The sequence below is a fragment of the Sinorhizobium sp. 7-81 genome, from assembly GCF_030124405.1.
In the GTDB taxonomy this organism is placed as follows: Bacteria; Pseudomonadota; Alphaproteobacteria; order Rhizobiales; family Rhizobiaceae; genus Sinorhizobium; species Sinorhizobium psoraleae.
This window is the reverse complement of record NZ_JASKLT010000015.1, coordinates 1-22,162: the sequence shown is the minus strand read 5'-3', so window position 1 is coordinate 22,162 and position 22,162 is coordinate 1. Positions and strand designations below refer to the sequence as shown.

The 22,162-nt window shown below is 58.5% G+C and carries 23 protein-coding genes and 3 pseudogenes; 13 read left to right on the top strand and 13 right to left on the bottom strand.

All coding sequences use genetic code 11. The features are described 5' to 3' along the window. Positions 1 to 76: 76 nt before the first annotated feature. From QN224_RS28525 to QN224_RS28495, 7 genes are all read right to left on the bottom strand, one after another. Positions 77 to 1,138: an EscU/YscU/HrcU family type III secretion system export apparatus switch protein gene (locus QN224_RS28525; protein WP_283979392.1), complete on the bottom strand. Its 1,062-nt coding sequence runs from the start codon at positions 1,136 to 1,138 to the stop codon at positions 77 to 79. Between the two features lies 1 nt (position 1,139). Next, positions 1,140 to 1,928, bottom strand: a complete 789-nt coding sequence (gene sctT / locus QN224_RS28520) for a type III secretion system export apparatus subunit SctT (protein WP_283979391.1) — start codon at positions 1,926 to 1,928, stop codon at positions 1,140 to 1,142. Positions 1,929 to 2,009: 81 nt separating this feature from the next. Beyond that, positions 2,010 to 2,270: a type III secretion system export apparatus subunit SctS gene (gene sctS, locus QN224_RS28515; RefSeq protein WP_283979390.1), complete on the bottom strand. Its 261-nt coding sequence runs from the start codon at positions 2,268 to 2,270 to the stop codon at positions 2,010 to 2,012. After that, positions 2,267 to 2,929 (bottom strand): type III secretion system export apparatus subunit SctR, encoded by a 663-nt coding sequence (sctR, locus tag QN224_RS28510; RefSeq protein WP_283979389.1) that lies wholly within the window; start codon positions 2,927 to 2,929, stop codon positions 2,267 to 2,269. Before sctR ends, sctS begins: the two co-directional genes overlap by 4 nt. Then, entirely contained in the window at positions 2,926 to 3,912 is a 987-nt protein-coding gene (locus QN224_RS28505) for a FliM/FliN family flagellar motor switch protein (RefSeq protein WP_283979388.1), read from the bottom strand. Before QN224_RS28505 ends, sctR begins: the two co-directional genes overlap by 4 nt. Next, positions 3,909 to 4,481 carry a hypothetical protein gene (locus QN224_RS28500; protein ID WP_283979387.1) on the bottom strand — a complete coding sequence of 191 codons (573 nt, stop codon included), beginning with the start codon at positions 4,479 to 4,481 and terminating at the stop codon, positions 3,909 to 3,911. Before QN224_RS28500 ends, QN224_RS28505 begins: the two co-directional genes overlap by 4 nt. 612 nt (positions 4,482 to 5,093) lie before the next feature. Further along, on the bottom strand, positions 5,094 to 5,516 hold the full coding sequence (locus QN224_RS28495) for a transposase (protein ID WP_283979386.1): 423 nt from the start codon (positions 5,514 to 5,516) through the stop codon (positions 5,094 to 5,096). A 53-nt stretch (positions 5,517 to 5,569) separates the two neighbouring features. Here QN224_RS28495 and QN224_RS28490 point away from each other — a divergent pair, with 53 nt between their 5' ends. Beyond that, positions 5,570 to 5,956: a transposase gene (locus QN224_RS28490; protein WP_283979385.1), complete on the top strand. Its 387-nt coding sequence runs from the start codon at positions 5,570 to 5,572 to the stop codon at positions 5,954 to 5,956. Between the two features lie 378 nt (positions 5,957 to 6,334). Here the strand turns inward: QN224_RS28490 and QN224_RS28485 are convergent, their stop codons facing one another. From QN224_RS28485 to QN224_RS28460, 6 genes are read right to left on the bottom strand one after another with little or no spacing between them, the layout of a single operon-like run. Beyond that, positions 6,335 to 6,781, bottom strand: a complete 447-nt coding sequence (locus QN224_RS28485) for a YscO family type III secretion system apparatus protein (protein WP_283979384.1) — start codon at positions 6,779 to 6,781, stop codon at positions 6,335 to 6,337. Then, the gene (gene sctN, locus QN224_RS28480; RefSeq protein WP_283979383.1) at positions 6,778 to 8,157 is read right to left on the bottom strand and encodes a type III secretion system ATPase SctN; all 1,380 of its coding nucleotides are present in this window, start codon (positions 8,155 to 8,157) and stop codon (positions 6,778 to 6,780) included. Before sctN ends, QN224_RS28485 begins: the two co-directional genes overlap by 4 nt. Next, positions 8,154 to 8,780: a FliH/SctL family protein gene (locus QN224_RS28475; RefSeq protein ID WP_283979382.1), complete on the bottom strand. Its 627-nt coding sequence runs from the start codon at positions 8,778 to 8,780 to the stop codon at positions 8,154 to 8,156. The genes sctN and QN224_RS28475 overlap by 4 nt, the downstream gene beginning before the upstream one ends. Continuing rightward, positions 8,759 to 9,526, bottom strand: a complete 768-nt coding sequence (locus QN224_RS28470; protein WP_283979381.1) for a hypothetical protein — start codon at positions 9,524 to 9,526, stop codon at positions 8,759 to 8,761. The genes QN224_RS28475 and QN224_RS28470 overlap by 22 nt, the downstream gene beginning before the upstream one ends. Next, positions 9,481 to 10,236: a type III secretion system inner membrane ring lipoprotein SctJ gene (gene sctJ / locus QN224_RS28465; protein ID WP_283979380.1), complete on the bottom strand. Its 756-nt coding sequence runs from the start codon at positions 10,234 to 10,236 to the stop codon at positions 9,481 to 9,483. Before sctJ ends, QN224_RS28470 begins: the two co-directional genes overlap by 46 nt. 24 nt (positions 10,237 to 10,260) lie before the next feature. Next, a complete protein-coding gene (locus tag QN224_RS28460; RefSeq protein WP_283979379.1) occupies positions 10,261 to 10,695 on the bottom strand; it encodes an EscI/YscI/HrpB family type III secretion system inner rod protein in 435 nt (144 codons plus the stop codon). Between the two features lie 381 nt (positions 10,696 to 11,076). On the opposite strand from QN224_RS28460, the gene QN224_RS28455 reads away from it, so the two are divergent. The 12 genes and pseudogenes from QN224_RS28455 to QN224_RS28400 form a co-directional block, all read left to right on the top strand. Then, a complete protein-coding gene (locus tag QN224_RS28455; RefSeq protein ID WP_283979378.1) occupies positions 11,077 to 11,403 on the top strand; it encodes a hypothetical protein in 327 nt (108 codons plus the stop codon). Positions 11,404 to 11,881: 478 nt separating this feature from the next. Next, positions 11,882 to 12,151 carry a hypothetical protein gene (locus QN224_RS28450; RefSeq protein ID WP_283979377.1) on the top strand — a complete coding sequence of 90 codons (270 nt, stop codon included), beginning with the start codon at positions 11,882 to 11,884 and terminating at the stop codon, positions 12,149 to 12,151. Positions 12,152 to 12,156: 5 nt separating this feature from the next. Beyond that, the gene (locus QN224_RS28445; RefSeq protein ID WP_283979376.1) at positions 12,157 to 12,684 is read left to right on the top strand and encodes a SycD/LcrH family type III secretion system chaperone; all 528 of its coding nucleotides are present in this window, start codon (positions 12,157 to 12,159) and stop codon (positions 12,682 to 12,684) included. Further along, complete coding sequence (gene sctE / locus QN224_RS28440; protein WP_283979375.1) at positions 12,677 to 13,801, top strand: type III secretion system translocon subunit SctE; 1,125 nt, start codon at positions 12,677 to 12,679, stop codon at positions 13,799 to 13,801. The genes QN224_RS28445 and sctE overlap by 8 nt, the downstream gene beginning before the upstream one ends. A 293-nt stretch (positions 13,802 to 14,094) precedes the next feature. Next, the gene (locus tag QN224_RS28435) at positions 14,095 to 14,901 is read left to right on the top strand and encodes a hypothetical protein (RefSeq protein WP_283979374.1); all 807 of its coding nucleotides are present in this window, start codon (positions 14,095 to 14,097) and stop codon (positions 14,899 to 14,901) included. Between the two features lie 38 nt (positions 14,902 to 14,939). Beyond that, positions 14,940 to 15,482: a hypothetical protein gene (locus QN224_RS28430; protein WP_283979373.1), complete on the top strand. Its 543-nt coding sequence runs from the start codon at positions 14,940 to 14,942 to the stop codon at positions 15,480 to 15,482. 385 nt (positions 15,483 to 15,867) lie between these two features. Beyond that, entirely contained in the window at positions 15,868 to 17,772 is a 1,905-nt protein-coding gene (locus QN224_RS28425) for a secretin N-terminal domain-containing protein (protein WP_283979372.1), read from the top strand. A 261-nt stretch (positions 17,773 to 18,033) separates the two neighbouring features. Continuing rightward, a pseudogene (locus QN224_RS28420) lies at positions 18,034 to 18,348 on the top strand (phage integrase N-terminal SAM-like domain-containing protein); the annotation flags it as partial. Positions 18,349 to 18,427: 79 nt separating this feature from the next. Next, positions 18,428 to 18,844 carry a transposase gene (locus QN224_RS28415; RefSeq protein WP_283979371.1) on the top strand — a complete coding sequence of 139 codons (417 nt, stop codon included), beginning with the start codon at positions 18,428 to 18,430 and terminating at the stop codon, positions 18,842 to 18,844. Positions 18,845 to 19,369: 525 nt separating this feature from the next. Next, on the top strand, positions 19,370 to 20,272 hold the full coding sequence (locus tag QN224_RS28410; RefSeq protein WP_283979370.1) for a tyrosine-type recombinase/integrase: 903 nt from the start codon (positions 19,370 to 19,372) through the stop codon (positions 20,270 to 20,272). Continuing rightward, a pseudogene (locus QN224_RS28405) lies at positions 20,266 to 20,853 on the top strand (tyrosine-type recombinase/integrase); the annotation flags it as partial. The gene QN224_RS28410 and the pseudogene QN224_RS28405, both read left to right, overlap by 7 nt. A gap of 324 nt (positions 20,854 to 21,177) precedes the next feature. Continuing rightward, positions 21,178 to 22,162, top strand: a pseudogene (locus QN224_RS28400) (tyrosine-type recombinase/integrase); the annotation flags it as partial.

The window sequence follows — 22,162 nt, the reverse complement described above, 5'->3', positions numbered from 1 at the left end:
CAGGCGTATCGCTGCCAAGAGAGCTGCGGACAGACCGGGCGGCAGCATGTCTTCAAATACTTGAACTCGAATGAGACTAACGCAATGGACTGCCGCCATCGGCCGCCAGCGTCCCGAGCGCCCGAAGGACCTCCGCGAGAGGTTCAATCAGGTGCGACGGAATATACTCATCGACAAGGCCATCCTCTAGGAGCGCGCGCGCCAGTCGAATGTTTCGCAACACCGGCACTCCGGCAGCGACCGCGGCATCGATCATTCGCTGCGCCAAGTGATCGGTACCGATGGCCTCAATGATGGGTAAGGGAGTGTGCTGCCGATCATAGTAAATCGCTACCGCAATGTGCGTGGGATTGGTAACCAAAACGGTCGCTCTGCGCGACGGGTCAATCATGTTCTTAGCAAGCAGCTGCGTATGGAACCGCTTGCGTCGGCCTTTGGTGAGAGGGTTGCCTTCACTTTCCTTAAATTCTTGTTTCACCTCATCCTTCGACATCATATTCTTTTTCGTGAACTGCCATCGCTGGAATGCGAAATCCACAATTGCCACCGAAATATAACTCAACCCTACATAGATCGCGATCTTAAGCAGCAGGTTACTTGTAACTGCGCTGAGGCAAGATCTACCGCAGCTCGGCGTCCAAACGAGGGCATCGATACCTTCATTCAGAACAGATACAAGAACCAAACCGAGCATCAACAGCTTTACGATCGACTTACCCACGTCAGCGAGATTCTGCAGCGAAAAGATTCTCTTGATATTCTGACTGGGCCTGAGCTTTTTGAGCGATGGCGCGGCTGCCTCGGGCGAGAAGACAACTCCGTTCTGCAGGAAGTAAGCACCTACTCCGATGACCAGGACGACACCGAGGAAAGGTGCGACCACACTTTCTACTTCACTGACGTAGACTTCGAGGAGCTGTCGCGAGACAATGAGAAAGTCCCCTTCCAGAAACGGGATAGGCTTCAGGATCATTGCCTTAAGTCGGTCTACGATGCCGGACAACGAGCCGAAAAACAAGGCGAAGAAACCAATGGTCACTGCCGCGGTTACGACTTCCTTACTGTGCGGGACTTGACCCTTTTTGCGTAGGTCCCGTAGTCGCTTGGGGCTGGGCTTTTCGGTCTTTTTACCTGTCATGTCACTTGACGACGTGGTTGAAAATCACGACAGCCGAGGGCACGTGCTTGTCGGCGGTGATCAGTACATTCGTGAGTGAAAGGATAAGCAGAAAAAGACCGACTGCGCTCTTGACCGGCATGGCGAGAAAGAAGACCTGCAGCTGCGGCGCGAACCGGCTGATCAGTGCCAAGCCCAGTTCGCTGAGGAACATGGCAACGATGGCTGGGCCAGCCAGAAGCAATGTGAGCAGCATGACGACGTCCGCGAGGCGTAGAATTTCGGTGACGAATGCCGGACCGAATGCGGGTTGGAAGCGCCACAGAGGCCAGATGTCATAGGAGCCGTAGAGTATGGCAATAACGGTGGAGAAGCCGCCGGTGACGAAGAGCCATGTGACATAAAGCTGTGCTAACAAGGCCCCAAGCGGCGAGGCTTGGTTCCCGGTTGCGCGATTCAGGAGGCTTGCCATCGTGGCGCCTCTCTGGTTGTCAATGAATGTACCTGCGGCCTCCACACCCCACACGATGGTGGCAACTGGCATCCCTAATAGGAGTCCAACGACGAGTTCCTTAAGACACAGGCCCAGTATTGGTGAAAGATACATGACGTCGAGGTTCGTAGGCTTGGTTCTCCAAGCATATGCGATGACCGGAAGCGCCCAGGAAATGATGATGCCATTGCGCGTCAGCCCAGTAATAATGCCGCGTCCGAAGATGGGCGTGATCAACATCATCCCCGACGTACGCGCCATCGCAAGCGCAAACACAACGAGGGCCATATGCAACTGAGTCGGATCGAGTGGCGACATGGAGTGGATCAGTCTAGATGATTAGGTGGGGTCACTGCGGTGACCTTAGTAGATGCACACAAGGAAGGCATTCAATCGAACTCACATCGCGCCGATCTTGTCGAAGATCTTTATCGTATAGCGATTGAGCTCACCGAACCAGCTCTCGGTGACGACCAGTACCAGACTCACGCATATCAGCTTTACCACGAAAGGAAGTGTCTGCTCTTGAACTTGGGTCAGGGCCTGCAAGACGCTGACGATCAGCCCAACCGCCGCGGCAACCAGGATTGTCGGCATCGAGAGGACCAGTGTCAGGGTGAGCGCCTCGATGGCGGTGTTGCTGAGAGTGGCGCTGTTCACGACGCCGACCCCGCGTAAGACAAGACGAGGCCGTGGATTAGGCGCTGCCAGCCATTCACGGCAACGAACAAGAACAGCTTGAATGGCAAGGATATCGTCATCGGCGAGACCATCATCATGCCCATTGCCAGAAGAATGTTCGAAATCACGAGGTCGATGACAACAAAGGGTAGAAACAATAAGAAACCGATCTTGAACGCGTCCTCCAGTTCGGAAGTGAGGAAGGCCGGGATCTGAACCAGGAAATCCGTGTCAGTTACCGAAGCGCCGTCCTGCTTCTTCCATAATTCCCGAGTCGCATTGACGAAGAACTGTCGTTCCTGCCGCGATGTGTTTTTCTGGAGAAAATTACGAACTGGCTCGGCAGCAAGTATCATCGTTTCGCTCAGCTCCCGCGTATTTTCGAATACGATCGGCTTATCTCTCACTGCTTCATAAACGCTCTTGACCACGGGCTGCATAATATAAACAGAAAGTAGGATGGCGAGCGCATTCAGGGCCATGTTCGGCGGTATGTTCTGAACGCCGAGCGCATTGCGTACCAGTCCAAATACGACGACGAGCTTCACGTAAGAGGTGACGGTAATTGCAATGAAGGGGACAACCGCGATGGCGCCGAGCAGCGTGATCAGCATAAGGGGATCAGGCAACCCGTTCATGGTTCTGCTCGCGGTAAGCGCATATCCACCACGCGCACACCTGTCCGCTCGGCGATACGCACCAGTTCGCCGGTTGCGACCACCTGTCCATTGATGCGCAAGCTAACATTGGCTGTGGCATCAAAACCCAGATCCAGTACCTGTCCGACAGCGAGTTCGCGAACCTGCCTGAGCGGCATGGTTAGCTGTCCAACATCGACGTCAACTGGCAAGTTGATGCTGTCGAGGGTTTCCGGTGGGAGCGAGTCAGGTCTATCCATTACGGGATCCACTGCTGCAAGGACGGTAAGAAGGCCATTCAGAATGGAGGCGCGAAAGCGAGGGTTGTCAGAGCAAAATAGCAAAACAGTCATGGCCCCATCGGGGGAGACGGGCGTGTTATCCAGCAGGATGACGTCACCGGGCGCGAGTTGCTGCAGATCCGCCAGGTTAAGATTGATGCGGGCGATTAGCAGAGAGAGAGAAAGGCAGATGTGATCGACTACGGCGTGCACGACGGGCAGCGCTGAGCAGCAGTCGGCGATCCAATGCAGTCCGCCGGCATCGAACTCTACCAGGCCGAGGAGGTCGCCTGGAACGTCCTGGCGAACGATCTTAAATGCGTGGGAAAGCGCTTCGGTGATCTCGGATGTGGACCAGATGGGCCGCCTACCGCACCATCGTTCCACCTGGACGGCGACATCTCGAAGCACGATGTCGAACAGGAGTTCCCGCAAGGGGTCGTTGAGAGGCAGCGCAGTCACGTCTGGCCAATGTTTGACCGCCATGGGCGGGAGGAGCGACGAGTCGACTGCGACGCGAATATTGTGGCCGCATACGCGCATCACTGCTCGGTAGTAGTCCGGTGGGAGCGGAGGCAGCGCCGATCCCGGCATCATAGCTTCGACATTGATACCCGCAAGGTTGAAAGCGACCGGCAGTCGGGTAGCAAGACGGGACACGTCGGAAGCCTCACGCGGGAGATAGCAGGGAAGATCAATCATGGACTCTTCTCAGCGACAAAGTGCCGTACTGGCTCCCACCCGCAAGATCGGCAATCACCGTCTTGTTCCTCACAGATTGGGCTGTTACCGCATACCGTCACCACGACATGGACGCCGAGCCGATCGGACAAGTCGCTCGCAAAAGCATGGCTGTGGGACTTTAGGAGGGGCCGAAGCCGCTCGGATCGGATGTGAACTCTCAGGCTGTTGGGGCGGTAACTGATGGTCACATGCGCGTTGCCAAACACCTCGCCCCCGAGCACGATGTGCACGACGCTATCGCCGACTTCGTCTTGACCAACCAGAATGTGCTCGATTATTGCTTGGGCCAACTCGGCGAGTTCGGCTGACCGAGACGGCTGCTTGGCCGATCCCAGACGCTCCACGGCATTCAGCATGGCACTGTCGAGCGAGGTGGCAAGCAAGGAAAGGAGGAGTGCGGCACTCCCGTTTTCCGCCGCATCATGTTGATCACCGCCAATCTTGTAGCCCGGGGCATCCTCGGCCAACTCGCATGTGTCCTTCTTCCCCTCTTCGAACTTTTGCGAGAACCGGTCGACATCCCGCATATGCACTCGTTTCGGCGCAGGGACCCCTCCCGTTCGCCAGGCGGAATCGTCGCATGGCGTGAAGGCCGAGATTCGAGCATTGATTACCAACGGGCGTTCTCGCATCAAACTGCCTCCACTGACGCCAACGTTCATCGCGGTGGATGACCTGATTGCCGACGGTGGAAGTAATTGGCAGGACACTGATGACGGAGAGGTGCCGAACCACAATGGTGTCTCTCACCGGTCCACGTCTCCAGCACCCGCCACCACGCGAAGCTTATATTGGTCAATCTCTTCACGACTGAAGGAAGGGGATTCTCTTTGCAGACCATCGCCCCCACTGTGACTGGAAGCAAATACGATTTCGGTATTGGGCCAGCTGCAGATGTTATGCCCGTCGCAGCGAGGGTGCTCAGCGATTCGGCCAGAAAGATCCTGGAGCCAAGGAGGACCTGACGCGGCGCTATTCGGAGCTTGCGCCCTGAGATGACGCTGACCAAACAACACGGTAGACCATGGAATACCACCCGCAATGCCCTGTAGAGCGACAATCTGGGGTTCTTCCGCCATATTTGGTGCAGGGTCGTGGTCATCCCCGCTGCCGAATCGATATTGCCGCCGGTCTGCCTCTCATGCCCGGGCCAGCACCTTGCTTTTCAGGAGATTGTATCCCGAACGCCCGTACATCTGGCACTTGATCATCTTGAGGCGATTGATTTGCCCCTCGACCGGGCTGGTGCTCCAGGGCTCTGTGATCGCGGCTTTCACCGCCTCAATATCGCGTTCGATCCCCGCAGCAAATGACGCCAGTTCGCTGTGTCTGGCATCTGCGATCCATCTTTCGAGATCATCGTCGTCGCCACGAATAAGAGCGGCAAAGCGGCCAGCGAGTTCTGCGGCTTTTTCACGCTTTGGCGCATGTTCGTAAAGATGACGAAGGAAGTGACCGGCACGTTCGTTGAGCGAGGCAGCGTCCCGGCTGAGGAACCACGCGCATTCCCGACGCGATGGCGCACGCTCGCGTGCATGCTCCGTGAGGGCGTAGGGACCCACGTATCATTTGGCCCGCTGATCGGGGATTCTGCATGAATCATGCAGAGAATCCTATGAGTGACAGTGTGAATCAGCCGCGAATATTTGAGGTTTTGACGGCGGCGCCGGTGCGGGCGCGACGCAAACCGCGTGACTGGCCGAACGAAGAGAAGGAGCGCCTGATTGCTGAGACGTTGTTGCCTGGGGCCAATGTCTCTGCGATCGCGCGTGCTGAGGGATTGGATCCCCCGCAGCTTTACGGATGGCGTCGCAAGGCACTGTCATCGGGGGTGGTTGCGCCCCTGACGGACACCGCGAAGAAGGAGGTCAAGTTCGCGCGCGTTGAGCCGGTAGCAAGTTCTACGGTCGAAATCGTCATCGGTGATGTCGTAGTGCGAGCCGCCGGCGATATCGAGGCGGATCACCTGGCGGAGGTACTCCGGGCGGTCCGCAAGGCATGATCGCGTCCGGCGTCATCGTTTAACGTGTCGTGCCAGTCGCGCCGCAATGCCCTGTTCCTCGCGGCATCCGTCACTTTGACGGGCTGCCGTAGGGGTCTGCGCCACGTCTCTTTGCGCAACTCGCTTAGATTAATTATTCTCGTATGCTGTATCATCCCGTGTGGGCTGGACTGAGCGTCCCCCCGCAACAAATGGTCGCCCTGCTTTAATCGGCGGAACGGTCCCGATATTGCACCAAAGGGGTGCTGGTGGATGCGGAACCCCGTTAGGGGCGCAGCGTTAAGTAACGCCATTCAATCCGTCAGGGCGTCTTAGATTTGAATCAGGATGCTGGCGGCACATCGATACCGACGAACAGTCTCGCTCCTCGACAAAATGCTACAATTCCGACTCCGCCGCCCGCTCTTCTTCCGCGGTGTCGCCGACGGCAAGGCTTCGAACCAAATTCTCGATTTTAGCCACCTCGCGGTTTGCATCACGTGCTGCCTTGTGCGCCTCTTCACGTGCCTGCAGCCTTTGGTGGCCCTCCGTCAGGGCCGCGTCAAGGCGCCTCTCGAGCACCTGTTCATACGCGTGCAGCGAGGCTATTTTCGCCTTCACCTCCTCAAGATCGGCGACAGCAACAGTTTCGCCGATTAACGCATCGTATAACGCTGCTTCTCGACGGGGACGATCTTGCTGCCATGTACGCAGTTCCGTCAGAGCGGTATCGACAGCTGCGGCAGCTTTGCCAAGGGCTGAGTGCCGTACTTGTAGCGTCTCTTCGGCACGGCGACGCCGCAATTGCTTCAACTCAAGGAGTTGATGTACCGCCTTGGGAATCATGCCAGGCACGCGGCGAGCTTATGAAGCATCGCTTGGAAGCCTATCTGCTCTCTCGTCGACTGTCGTAGGAAACTTCGTATGTCGTCTATCTTCGCGATAGCCGCATCGGCGAGAGGATCGGCTCCTTGCTTGTACTCTCCGACGCGTATTAATAGTTCCACTTCTTGGTATTTCGCCATTAGCTCCCGCAGCCTACCTGCCAGATTCTCATGCTGCGAAGAGACTATGGTGCTCATGACCCGGCTGACACTTGCTAGGATGTCGATGGCTGGATAGTGATTGGACATCGCCAGAGTGCGCGACAGCACAATATGGCCATCCACGACAGAACGGATTTCATCGGCCACGGGTTCGGCCATGTCATCGCCCTCCACGAGCACTGTATAGAAGGCCGTTATCGATCCGCAGTCGTTGTTTCCGGCCCGTTCCACGAGCCGCGGCAATGTCGCGAAGACCGATGGTGGGAAACCACGGCGTGCGGGCGGTTCACCTGCAGCGAGACCGATCTCCCTCTGCGCGCGCGCAAACCGGGTTACTGAATCCATAAGAAGCAGCACACGCTGTCCCTGATCGCGATACCACTCGGCGATTGCCGTGGCCACGTAGGCCGCCTTCACCCGCTCCACGGCGGGACGGTCGGATGTGGCAACGACGAGAACCGATCTCGATCGCGCTTCTGCGCCGAGATTGTGTCCGATGAACTCCTGCACCTCTCGGCCACGCTCGCCAATCAACGCTACCACCGTCAAGTCGACCGCTGCGCCGCGCGCCAACATCGACAGCAGGGTACTCTTGCCGCCGCCCGCTGCCGCAAAAATTCCCATGCGCTGCCCCTCGCCGCACGTCACAAGACCGTCGAGCGCGCGTACACCCAGCGGAAGAACGTTGTCGATCATACGCCGGTTCAGGGGATCCGGCGCGTCGCCGTGTACCGGCACGCGGGTTTCTGGAAGCAAGGGGCCATGGGTGGGCTCGTCAAGAGGGCGCCCGAGACCGTCAAGTATCCGGCCGAGCAGGTTCCAGCCTGCTGGAGCCATCAGAGGCTTCCCAAGCGGTATCACTTCGGTGCGGGTAGAAAGTCCCTGCAACTCCCCCAGCGGCGTCAGAATGGCGATGTCGTGCTGAACGCCGACGATTTCCGCTGATAGCTCGAAGTGGTTTTCGCGGTTGCGCAGCATGCATAGGTCGCCTATGCGCGCGCCGGGGACCGTGGCACGGATGATCGTTCCAACAATCTGAAGAACACGACCGCAGAGCCGCATCGTTGATGTCTGGGCAATCTCCCTGCCCGCAAGCTGGAAGAAGCGATCGATGTAGTCCTGCGAAGAGTTATTGAAGGCCACTGCTGGCAGCGGTTCGGACGGCTTGGACTTCACCTGATAGAGGCTCCCAGGCTGTTCCGCAGGCCGCTTTCGATCAACGCTAGCTGCGCTTCGATCGTGGCATCGACCAGTCCAGCATCAGTTTCAAGGATGCACCCGGCATCATTGACGCCCGGATCGGGGATCACTTCGACGATGGACCGCGATGTCATTGCAGTAAGGAGCTCGTTCAACCGTTTGCGAACCGTTTCAACGAGCGACGGCGTTACGCGCAACCGGACGACAGAGCTCTCGCCAACGAATCTCAGACTCTGCAAAGCAATATCCACTGCCGCGTTCTCCGGTGCGACGGTATCGATAACCCGGCGTGCGATGTGCAAGGCCATGTCGACAATCCGTTGTTCATTTTGCTCCATTATCCGCAGTGTCCCCACGGCGATTGCAGTCAAACGATCCTGGATTTCCGCTTGCGCTGCTTTCAAACCCGCCTCTTTGGCTGCCGTCTCGATCATGGTCACGGACTCGCGCGCTGCAGCAGTGAGCGCGTCCGCATCGCGTCGCGCCCGATCGAGCAGTTGCTCGGCGTCCACCATCGCCTGCGCGCTGGCCGCCGGCAAGATCCGCCCTGGGCCGAGAATGCCGACCGTACCGGACGTCAGTTGAACCAGTGCGACCATGTTGGCATCGATTTGCGGACTAGGCGCCGCATGGCACGAAACGCGTCCTCGCCAGCACTGTCGTTACGGCAGGCGTCCGCAGCCGCCATCCAAATCGACGCAGGGCGGCGCAATCTCAGTCGGGCCCGCAGCACCGGGGGGATGCCGCCAATCGCAAGGCCGAACATCGCCGCACCGCAGTGGAGCAATGCACGAGGCTCGGTCGGCATCTCGGAAGCGCCGATCGCCGACATCAGTTCGACCGTTGGTCGCGGCAGAAGTACAGCATGCGAAGCGAATGCGACAGCCTCTTCTCCAAGGACGGCGCGGGCGGCCTCAACATCCACGTTCCGAAGAAGGCCCAAGAGACTGGACACACCGGTCCAAGCGCCGGCCAGACACATGAGGCGCACGGCATCAGGCGCCGGCAAAAGAGCGAACCGCACGCGTTGTGCATCGCTGGCGGAAATAATGGCAGACGGAGCAGTATATTGTCCGCGAAGCAGCCAGCGTCCAAGTTTGACGCGGATGTACGGGTCGGCCAGAGCGGTGCCCAGCGGCATCCAGTCGGGCCAATCACTCGCGATAACGATATCGAGATCGGCAGCAGGATCGGCAATGCAGCGCATCATTGCCCCCGCCCATGGCGCGTTAAGCCATTCATCCGAAGTCGCTCGCGAGCTCGTCGCGGTCATAGCTGGTTTGTTCGCTTCATTTGAGTTCATGGCACCGCCCCAAGGGGTGTGCGGCGGAAGCGCCGCCGCCACAGGAGTAATGCGAGCGCGACATTGCCCGTTAGCAACACCGCCATGCCGCCCACGAGCCCCATCAAGAGGTAAAATCGGTCGCTGCCTTCCGTCGGCGAGGCAGCCCCATCGACGGGACCCACCGAGGTATCGTCCTGGTGAGCCTCAACCAGGACAACCGAGACCCGATCATACGACAGACCCTCCAGACTATTTGCGACCAACTCCTTGATCTTCGGCACGATCTGATCAATGGGTGCGCCAGGTGTGTAACGGACGAGCACACCAGCACTTGAGGGTGAGGGCGTATTAAGGTCGTCATCCGCGTTTTCGGGCAAAACCGCATGGACCCGCGCATTGAGCACGCCGTCGATACTGGTCAACGTCCGAGAGAGTTCCTGTGTCGTACCATAAATAAAGCGCACACGCTCCTCTGTCGGCGATGAGATCATCCCTTCTTTGCTGAAGAGAGTCGCCAAATCAGCGAAGTGTTCGCGAGGCAGCCCAGCACTATCCAACACATCCATAGCACGCGGCAGGTCCTGCGTGGGCACCGAAAGCGACACATTACCCCTGCTGTCTGTCGCCCTTTCGGCATGGATACCTTGACGCATAAGGGATGCCAGCATTTGGTTAGCCTCACGCGCAGAAAGATCGCGGTAGAGCTCTATCTTCGATCCACAGCTCACCAACGTGAGTAGCACAACAGGTGCCACCACCCGCTTCAACACACACGACACCCACGCCATTGTCCCTCATTGGCTTTTCAGGAATGTATCGAGACTTTCGGTAGCCTTTCCAACCACCTTGGCCGCAATGCCGTACTGCAAGGTCATGGCCGATAGCGCGAGTTGCGCTCGCAGCCAGTCAACCGAGCGGATTTCCTCCAAGTTCAAGCGCTCTGTTGCCCTGCGAGTGGCTTCAACGGCTTCGGTAAGGCTCGTGCTCAGGTTCTCCATCCCGCTGAGCATGCCATCGGGTGTGCGAACGACGTCAGGTCCATGCCCCTTCTCGGTCGACTCGTCGGCAGCAGTAATCAGTAGTGCGTCGTTGCGTTCCAACGCCGCTGGCCGCTCGAGTGCAGCACGAAAGGCCTCTATGGACTCAGCTGGCAATATCGATGCGGCCGATGTGTCCGCCATCAACTTGGCCGGCAGTGTTTGCGAGAAGATGTTATTCACGCTGCTCATCAGATGCTCCGTTCTGCAGTATGTGCCGGCACCGCCTTGCCCAACGCTGAGAGGAGCCCGTCGAGGCCGGGGTCGCCACCTGGGACACGCCCTAGCACAGTACTGCTTTCGCTAAAGCGCCCTGCGACCTCAAGAGCCAGGGCTTGAAACGCCATCCCATATGCGTCATTCGCGTCGGCAAGAGGACGGAGACGCTCCAGGGCTGCCTCAATATCGCCTGCCGTCAAATCTGCAAAAGCGTAAGCAATAACGCACTCCCGGCTGCCCGGCGCCATTGCGTCGAGCCCCTTTGCGATCCGCCTCGCCCGCACGACGTCGTTCGTGATGCAAGCCAAGAATGCCGTCGCGGCCAGATGTCTGCGGAGATCAGACAAGGTAGACATGTACGTCGAATTTCTCCTTGTTCGTGATTGTACGTTGCCTGCCAGTAATGCACCGATATCTGGTCACTTACCTCATCAAGAAAAAACCATCGTGCCAGGTTCCCGCCAGCAACGGCACGGCTATGAGATCAATGCTGCTGACCAGGTCCGTAAGCACTCGATCGGCGCTTCTGCCGACAATCAAGCCCTTGAGACAATCAACTCCTATGAGCATTTAATTCACCCAACCGGTCGGCGCAAATACAATGCCGGTATGGGGTCAGACTGGCTGCTTATGGATAATCGATGCGCGCGTTTCATCGCTCGGTCCGCCACAACAGTTTGAAGCGGCCGGCTGCGCAAAGTGGTCTGCGAGACCTAATCGGACAGGTGCGTTTTTCGTAGCGGTTTGAACTAGAAAGTGCATCGGGTCTATCCGGCCATGATCTTACCGACAATCTCTTGCCGAGGCGCGCTCACCCAACGCCTCAAGATTCTGAGTGGAAGCCATCGTTTGCAGCATGTACCGGAACAGCTGGCTCTAGGGCCACGAACCGGCGGGTTCCCGCAGCAGTCGGCATCGAAGCGCATAACGGGCGCCGATGTGTTCATAGCGATCAAGTATTTTGCGCCTTGCAAGGCCTCAAGTAATGATGTGAGCGAATGTTTATGTCTGGGGCTTGATGGCGCAAGCGTGGGTGCGAACATCGACAGACCATGTGCTGGTCAGGCTTGGAGCCGCCCGTTGCCGAGAGCAGATGGTTCGTCCGTACTCGAGCATGGTCCGCCACAGTCGCATTGCATAGCAAGCCGTAGGAGGCCTCATGGACCTTGATGAAACGATAGAGAGTGCGCGACAGACAATTGTGCAGATGGATAGTCTCCTGAGGAAGACTCGCGAACAACTTACCCGATGCGCGCAACTGGTCCGCGACAACGCGATGAATTCCGCTTTAATTGCGGCAGGCGTGGAAGACGAAGACGAAGATTTTCAACGCCCGTATTGGTGGGAGGAAGTGACTTTAAGCCACGTCGTGCCGTCGGCGCCCAATTCGCACATCCCACGCGTTAAGCCGACGAGACAGAGGATTTGATAACGATGACGATGACCGAGTTTAATCCTTTGATGGCTGGTGATGCAGCCGACTTGGCCCAGGCGGGACAGCTTGCCGCTGAGCTCATGGCCGGGCGCGTTGATCTAGCTGCCATCATTGGGATCACTGATGAGGAGATTGAAGCTCTCTATGTGCTCGGCCACCGCTACTATTCCTCCGGCAAGTACGAGGAGGCGCTGAATTTCTTTCGCTTCCTCTGCGTGCACCGACACATCGACGGACGTTTCTGGTTCGGTCTGGCTGCTGCGAGCCAGATGCTAGGTAACGCAGAAACGGCCGTGCATGCCTATCGGCTTGCAGCGCTTCTGAACAGCGAGGATCCGCAGATACCGCTTCGCGCTGCGGAATGTTTCATCAGGCTCGACCGGTCCGCAGCGGCCATCAACGCACTCGAGGGTGCCCTGGCACTGAGTGCTGGAAAGCCCGAGCACGCAGTTTTCAGCCGACGCGCGCTGATGATGTTGGATCGACTCAGATCAGAAGCAGGGACCCAGGAGGGCGATGATGCATAGCGGTAGCGGCAATACGATGGCTCTCATTCGCGAAGCAACACCACAAGTCGAGACTCCGCCTCCAGTCGACGCCTCCGTTATTGGCTATCCAGCCAATGCTCACATCAAGGGAGTCGACGTAGTGCCGCCACCAATTTCCGGAAACGCTGTTAAGTCAGACGTTATTCCGAGCTTACCGGCGCCTCGTGCGTTGGATGGGATTGAGCTCCTTGCCACGTTAGTGACCCTGAAGACCAAGATGGACGACGGTCTGGTCGCGTCAGGCATCCAGGATGCGCGACACTGGGGTGCGCAGCAAAGAGAGTTGCACAATAAGATCGCTGCAAACATAATTGAAACGGCGAAGAAGTTGGCGGAAGCAAAGAAAAGCTCCCTCGCCATGAAATTCCTAGGATGGCTGGCGGTTGGACTCTCAGTAGTGGCTGCCGTCGTGACCGGCGGGGCTCTGTCTGTAGTCGCAGCAGCAGTGACTGTCGGAGTCGCGACGCTTGTCGAGACGGGTGTTGTCGAAAAGATGACCGAGGCAATTGCGAAAAGCCTCATGAAAGATCTCGGACTTAAGGAAGGCGAGGCCAAAACGTTGGCCTTGGGCATTACGATTGGTATTGTATTCGCCATATCGCTGCTAACGCTGGGCGCCGGGGCGGGTGGAGCTGCGAATGGAACTGCCACGTGGAGCCGCTTCGGGGAGGCAGGGGCCTCAGCCCTACGCGGGCTTGCCTCCGTAGCGGCCAGGTCTGGCTCCTCGCGCGCCTTCATCGCGAAACTCATCACTCAGGCGGCTTCCAACACAGCTGAGCTAGCGTCTAATTCCGCTAAGGTTGTTCAGATCAGTCAGCATGTTTCGAGTGCCGCTCGAATCGGCGAAGCAATTTCTTCTCTGGGAGCGGCCGGGGCCGGCATAGCGAATGCCGTCCAGCAGAAGGAGGCAACGGATACGCAGGCGCAAACGTTGGACATCAGACAGTTTATTGCCAGGCTGAGGCAGCTTCAAGAGGATGAAATGGACTTCATCAAGCACCTGCTCCTCGATAAGGAAACGACCACACAAAAGGTTGCCGACACCATTGAGAGACACAGTCGATCCAACGCGAACCTCATACGACACTTCGGCTGACAGCCGCTTGGAGTCGCAATTACCTATTCAGCTTAAGGAGTGCAATCGTGCTAGATACCATTGATCAGGCAAAGGGCGGTCGCGACTACGATCTGTCGGACCGTATCGCGCAGCACCAACTTGCGTTGATGCCAGCCTGTACAACCGTCCACCGGCCTAGCGCGTTGGAAGGCGCGATCACGCTCCCTCGGGCCGGTCTCTTCGATCGGGCGCGGGATGGGTCAATCGGTATTTCCACGACAGCCGATGTACCCCGGTTCGCGGACTTTGCCCTCCAAGAGAAGCTCTCAGGCATGCCGGCGAAGCTGAAGGACTTCGCTGCGGCGGTAGACATATCAGCAGTGGCCTCGCTCGTCCTCCGTCTCAATAGGCAGTACCGCGAGGCGGCTCGACAGGACCGATGGGCTGCGCGTGACGCCGAGATGGCTGGGCAGAAAGCGGCGGCCAAAGCGCTTCGCGATTCAGGGCTATGCCAGTTTTTCGGGGCGATAGCCATCTCTTGCGGGGCCATGGCCGGTGCTGGTGTGAACCTAAAAGGCGCCCGTCAGATTGAAAAGGAATTCAATTCTAAGCTCAAGGCGCCGATTGCGGACAATTCCGCGACGCGGCTTCCGGAGGGTAGCCTTGAAGGCAGGGCACAGACTCCGGACAATTCCGCGACGCGGCTTCCGGAGGGTAGCCTTGAAGGCAGGGCACGGACTCCGGACAGGAGCGGATTAGTCGACGAAAGCGCTACGTCTACCCAGCCGGGGAAACGCGACGCCCCGCCGACTGATGGCACGGCGGAGCCCTTTGGCGATACGTCCATCATCCAAGCACAAACAGCTGCGCAGACGGAAGCGATGCGATGGAGTGCGTTGGGCACGATCGCAACGGAAGCCTCAAAGCTGCCCGGCGCCGCCTTGAACATGGGCGCTACCCATTTCCAGGAGGAGAAGGTGAGGCTGGATGCGAATAGCACCAAAGCTCACGAGCAGGCTGAGGACGAGAGCGAATTCATCGCAAACTACGAAAAGTTGATTCAGGACATTCTCGAGAAACTTGCTGAAATCCGTCGCGCGGATACCGACATGCGAAGCAAAATCATCAATATGGGCTAAATGCACGAGCACAGTTCGATAACGATTATATGGAGAAAATGAAAATGATCGACTCAGCGTGGTGGTCCTACACTCCGGCCCTCCGGATAGACAATCTGCTCCCGCGTGGCCTACCGCTATCCGCGATTATGTCGGTGATCCTAATGGAGCGGCATGACATCAACGAGAAGCAAATCCGAGCTGAATACGATGACATGCAGGAGCGGAACAACTTTTTGAAAGACATGAATTCCGCGTTGGCTGAACTGCGTAGAAATCGCCCTACCGATGAACACGCGAGAGTCGGGTATGGTGCGTTCACCGATTCCCAGGGTGTTAGGCAGGACGTGCATCAGTGGATGCTGGACAACCGCATCCCCATCGAGCAAATCAATAATGACAGGCTGGGCCTGCAGACGGAGTTCGACGCCGCCATCAACAATCTTAAGGCAGCCATTGATAGCGCCAACAGCGAAGGGCAGATGGCCCTCATTCGTCTGCAGGGGCTTTTGGATAAGGTAAATCAGGCTCTTGAACTGATGTCCAACCTCCTTTCGAAGGATTACAAGACCAAGGAAACCATTGTCGGGAACACGCGCTAAACACGGCGACCACCCAATGAGTGCGAGAAAGGCAGTGATCTCCCACTCACCTAAATACAATACCAGTCATGTGTACACTGTGGCGGTGAAGAGAAAGTTTGATTCAATGCGCGTCCTAAGCGCGGAGCCTCCTCCACCACGAGCGCGCAGGACGTTGCCGGCGCTGTTTTGTCTACTTGTTACCGGGTGTGCTAATCTCGACTCGATTGCTGAACCCGACCCTCTTCTAGCGCCTCCAAGGTTCGGCTCGCATGAGTCCGGACCATCCCTAGGTGGAGCGCGGGGGCCGCAAGCGCGTGGCTTTGAACTGCTGGCACAGCCGCCGGCCGAACCGATCACCGCCACCGTGGAACGGAAGCTGCCGGTCATGTCGGAGAACAGGCGCGTGAGCCTCGACTACACCAATGCCGACATTCGGCAAGTCGTGGAGGATGTTGTCGGCGATATTATGAGCATGCCTGTGATCATTGATCCGGGCGTTGGGGGGACAATGACGCTTCGTACCTCTGGCCAAGTGCCTGCTAGTGATGTGCCGCGACTGCTCGACCGAGCGCTGGCGCCCTACGGCTACGGATTGGCGGTGGTCGAGCAGGGAGTTCGGGTGGGGCGTTTGACCGACCTCGCCGGCGGAATCCGAAGCGAATTTCAAGTTATTCCCGTTCGCTATGTCGATCCGGCCGAAGTCATCGAGGTAATCCGACCGAATGTCGAAGAGAGCGTGCGTCTGAAACCGGCGCCAGGGGAGCGGGGAATCGCCATCACGGGGCCGCCCGGCGCCGTGAGCTCCGTACGCAAACTAATCGGCCTATTTGACAACGATGCCATGCTCCACAAGTCGTTTGCAGTGTATACGCTGTCTCAGGCGAGTCCATCCGCGGTCGAGCGAGAACTCGGTTTCTTGTTCAATCAGAATGGCCACGGCACGGAGCGCGTCCGGTTTGCCGCGCTCGAGCGTTTGAACGGCATCCTTGTGGTGGCGGACGATCCTGCGTCACTCAACCAAGTTCGTCGGGCTGTCGCCAAGCTGGATATCGCTTCCGAGGCGACGACGAACATTCACGTACGTCCACTGCAGAACCGAAGAGCAACGGAAGTGGCGGATGTCCTGGCGCAGGCCTATGGCGCCAAGATACCCGGTGCCAAACGTGCCCCGCAAGTCGCGGGAGAGTTTGGTGAGCTCTCAGTCGGAGGTAACGCATCTACGCGATCGAGCCTGCCAGTCAACCTGCCCGGCCTTCCGGACCAAGGGCCGAACACATCCGCGTTGACAAACGAGGCGCAGGACGAAGCGGTGCTTTCAGCAGTGAGTCTCGGCCTCTCGCGGCCTGTGCGCATCCAGGCCGACCCCGGACAGAACGCGCTGGTGATCATTGCAGCACCGCAAGACTACAGGACAATCGAGGCCGCTGTTCGTCGGCTGGACGTCAAGCCTCGACAGGTTCTCATCCAGGCCATTGTCGCCGAGGTGCGGCTTAGCAAGCGCCTGAAATACGGCGTGGACTATCTTCTCTCGTCTAGGGGCTTGGGTGCAGTTCCACAAGGCGGCTTGTCGTATGTATTTCCCGGTTCGGACGTCAACGCCGTGTTACACGCGCTCAGTGGGCTTGGAGACGTCAAGGTTGTATCAGCGCCACGTATTCTGGCTCTCGACAATCAAACCGCGACAATACAGGTGGGCGATCAGGTGCCGATTTTGACGCGAACATCCCAATCCACCGTGAATGAGAGCTCCCCAGTGGTGAGCGACGTCGAATTGCGCGACACAGGCGTAATCTTGGCTGTTACGCCTCGAATCGGCGCAGGTGGTAGTGTAACGCTCGACACCTTTCAGGAGGTCAGCACCGCCGACAAGAACACATTGACCGATCTTCAGTCCCCGATCATTTCGGTACGCCGCCTCCAAAGCACCGTGTCGACACGAGACGGTGATACGATAGCAATTGGCGGTTTGATGCAGGATAGCGTGGAGCATGCCAATGGCGGTTTTCCAGGGCTGAAGAGCATTCCCTTGCTTGGGCCGCTATTCCGCAACACGGAACACACCAGGTATCGAACCGAGCTCTTGGTGTTGCTCAATCCTCGGGTGGTTGATAGTGATGCCGACGCATGGGCTTTGACACAGGAGTTGCGGGAGAAATTCCAATCACTAGCCCCGGATCTCGGCCGCCGACTAATGCCCCGACCGCCAGGTGGTCCATCGCTATCGATGCGGCAGCAAACCGCGAAGGATAGATATCGAAGACGGACTCGGGATGCTGGGCCTGGATCGTCGCCGCATTCTGCGCCATAAAGGTGTCCAGCCCATCGACCGGGCTCGCCGCCTCGATCTCAGCGATGACGTTCCAGCTCATTTTGGAAATAACGAACGCCTTCGATAAGGTCACGCGTGCTGGCCAGGATTTCCCCGGTCTTGCGATGTTGCTGCCTCACCCGGAGACGGCCAGGCTTGAACCAAGCCGCTAGTCGCGGCAATTGGTGCCCGCTTTGAGAGATGCCTCCTGTCTGAGAGGATTTGGGTGTTGCAAACCCACCCTTCAGACAGGAGATCCAGATGGCCGAGATGAGCGTGCGTCGCCGGATGATCGAGGACATGACGGTCCGCAATCGTTCTCGGGCCACGCAGCAATCCTATCTTTATGCAGTCGCAAAGTTTAGCCGTCATTTCAGCCGATCACCGGATCGGCTCGGCCTAGACGAGGTCCACGCCTTCCAGGTCCACCTTGTGTCTACTGGCATATCCTGGTCCGGATTGAACCGGATCGTCTGCGCACTCCGGTTCCTCTATGGCGTAACGCTCGGCCAGAAGACGATCCCGGAGCATATTCCGTATGCGCGCGAACCTCGCCAGTTGCCGGTTGTTCTTTCGTAAGCGCTCACTTGATCCCCTTCTGTGCCAGTCGGCGTGAACATGGCAAAAGCACCTCTGTTTGTTCGGAGGTGACTGGATGGCAAGAGACGGCGAAATGGACGTCCATGTGGACGTCTCGAATGGTGGCTTTGCCGGCCGGCTGGACGTGATTGAAGGGCCGACGGGCCGCCGTCGCCGCACGGATGCGGAGAAAGCCCGGATCGCGGCAGAGAGCTTGATTGCGGGATCGGCGGTTTCGGAGCTTGCCCGTCGTTACGGTACGACGCGCTGGCAGATTTATGATTGGCGGAAGCGCCTGCGGGACGGTCGCCTGGGGCTCGGCGACACGGCCCCGACGGCACCCTTTGCAGCGCTGGTTGTTGAAGAGCCGCCTTTACAGCGGGGTTCTGCTGCTGTGGTCGAGGACGTCGTGGGCGATGTGGTTATCCGCGCCGGCCGGGGCGCCGACGAGGATCATGTGGCGCGGGTAATCCGGGCGGTCCGTTCGGCATGATCCCCTCCGGCGTGAAGGTGTTCCTCGCCAGTCATCCGGTCGACTTCCGCAACTATGCGGCGACCATGATTATGCGAAGTTGTCATTGCCGATCTATGGATTATGTCGTCTTCACAAATGTTTAGATAGATCGAGCGCGCGATCGCTCCACATAACTATGCTCCCTCACGATGGGTTCACGTTGTGAGGAGAGCAAAGATGGATGCCAATAATCGTAATCACTGGTTCCTCGATCCAGGACCGTTGTCGTCATGGATCGATCAGTTCGCGGCCGACCTTGCCGCTCAGAGATATACGCCGCTGACCATTGAGGGCTACACGGCCTCGGCTCGTCATTTCGCGACTTGGCTTGGTAGCGCAGGTATCTCAATCGACGTCATCGATGACGATGTCGTTCGTCGCTTTGCCGAACATCGGTGTCGATGTCCTGGTGGGCGGCAGTGGCTGCGCATCTCACCAAAATATTCGCGCCGCGCCGGGAGGTTCGTTGTTTTCCTGCAAAGGACAGGTGTCGCGCGTCCACCCTTGAAGGTCGCGTCGCCATATCCCCTGCTTGACGACTATCAGAGCTGGTTGCGCGTCCACCGGGGACTGTCGGAACGAACGATCGCCCGTCACCTTCGCCACCTGCAAAAGCTTTTACCAGAGCTCGGCACGGCGACCCTCGACTATGATGCAGCCCGGATCCGTAATGTTGTCCGCGAGTGGCGCGAGCGAACCGGGCCGGCCGACCTGAGGACCATAACGAGCGCCTTGCGCAGCTATCTTCGTTTCCTCGCGGGTGTCGGCCTGTGCCGCCCCAACCTCGATCACGCCATTCCGCCGGTTTTGCAATGGCGCCTTTCGTCGTTGCCGCGGTATCTTGCAGCCGCCGACGTCGAACGCGTCATTGCATCCTGCGATCAACTCACCAGAGGGCACTTGCGGGACCGTGCAATCCTGCTCCTACTGGCCCGCCTGGGGTTGCGGGCCGGGGATGTGGCCGGTCTCAGGCTCAGCGATATCGAATGGACATCTGGAATGCTGCGCTTGAGTGGCAAAGCGCGCCGTCAAGTTCGGTTGCCGTTGCCGCAGGACGTCGGCGATGCACTTCTCGCGTACATCGATCAGGAAAGGTCGCGCGTGCATCAAGACGCGGTCTTTCTCACAATGATTGCGCCCTACCGGTCATTTGCGCAGTCCAGCCACGTCTCCACGATCGTAGCGCTGGCGCTAAAACATCCGGGCATTTCCGATCCCCCGTCGAGCGGAGCGTGCCTGCTACGCCACTCGGCGGCAACCTCGATGCTGCGCTCGGGGGCCACACTCGAAGCTGTTGGCACAGTGCTGCGTCACCGTTCGCTCGATATGACCGCACATTACGCCAAGGTCGATGTAGCGATGCTGGAGCAGATTGCCCAGCCCTGGCCGGGAGAGCTGCCATGCTGAGTCAGCTCCTCGCCGATCATGCGGCGCTGCACCGAGCCCTGGGATTCAAGTTTCGGACCCCGGGTATTCTCCTGCGCAACTTCGTCGCCTTTGCCGAGCATCGCGGTGAGCATGTCATAACGACGGCGACCGTGCACGAGTGGGCGCTACAGGCGCCTTCACCCGAACAACGTCGCAACCGCTTGTTGACGGTACGTCGCTTCGCGCTCTCGCTGCATGCCGAAGACCCGCGGCATGAAGTTCCCTCCGCTGATCTTTTCGGCCGCGCCAGTCGCAAGCGCCGCACGCCCTATATCTATAGTCCCGGGGAGATCCGACGGCTGATCGACGCCGCTCAGCGACTTGGCCCCGACGGTTCAATCCGATCGCTCACCTACGCCACGATGTTCGGGCTGATTGCAGCGACCGGCATGCGTGTTTCGGAGGCGATCGCCATACGATTGCCGGACGTGACCGACGACGGGTTGATCATTGCCCAGACCAAGTTCAAGAAGAGCCGGTTGCTGCCGCTCCACCCGACGACCCGACGCGCCCTGGACCGATATCTCGCGACCCGCCTGAAGGCAGCAAGTCAGAACGATGCGCTTTTCATTTCGCATCAGGGAACATCGCTCGCTTATCCGACAGTAATAACGGTCTTTCTTGCAGATCCTTCGCTCGATCGGCTTGCGCGGCGCTCCAGGATCGCCAGGGCCGCGGATCCACGATCTTCGCCACACGTTCGCCGTCCGCTCTCTCGAACGCTGTGCGCACGATTCCCAGGCGGTGGCGCGGCATATCACCGCCCTGAGCGCCTACTTGGGGCACGCCCATGTGACCGATACATACTGGTATCTTCAGTCAACGCACGAGTTGATGGCGCATATGTCGACAGCCGGGGAGACATTGCATCGAGGCGTGACGGCATGATCCAGCTTGCCCAGCACCTCACCGCGTTCCTGCGCGAACATCTTCCCCGGAAAAGACGCGCAAGCGTTCACACTTGCGATGCCTATGCCTATAGCTTCCAGCTGCTGGTGACGTTCGCCGCACGACGATTGAGCAAGCGACCGTGTCTGCTGCAGATCGAAGATATCGACGTACCTATGATCCTCGCCTTTCTCGAACACATCGAGGAGACGCGTGGCAACAAGGGCCCGTTCGCGCAATGCAAGACTGGCTGCCGTGAAGTCCTTCTTCCGCTATCTCGAGCACCGCGCACCCGCAGTGCTGGATCAGGCCCTCCGAGTGCACGCCATTCCGATGAAGAAGATTGACGAGGCACTCGTGGCTTCGCTTTCACGTACTGAAGTGCAAGCGCTGCTCAATGCACCGGATCGGCGAACATCATCAGGCATTCGCGATCGAGCCATGTTGCATCTGGCTTTCGCCGGCGGGCTGCGTGTTTCCGAACTTGTCGGTCTCACCCTCGACCAGTTCGACGGACGGTCACCCGCCAGCATCCATATCATCGGCAAAGGACGACGAGAGCGCGTGCTGCCGCTCTGGCAGGAGACCGCTGCCGCGATCCGCGCCTGGATCGCGGTTAGACCCAAGGAAGGCGACACGGCGCTCTTCCTGAACAATGCTGGCCGGATGATGACGCGCTGCGGCTTCGAATACATCCTCGAAAAGCACGCCGCGGCCGCGGTCAGCGTCGCGCCCACGCTGGGGACGAAGTCGATATCGCCCCATGTACTGCGCCACAGCTGTGCCATGCACATGCTTCAGGCGACGCGCGACATTCGCAAAGTAGCGCTGTGGCTCGGTCACGCCACTCTCCAGAGCACAGAGATCTACCTGCGCGCTGACCCGGCCGAAAAACTCGAGATGCTCGACGCTTTGGCGCCGCTCGGCATCAAGCCAGGCAAATTTTGCCCGCCGGATAAACTAATCGCGATGCTTGCCACA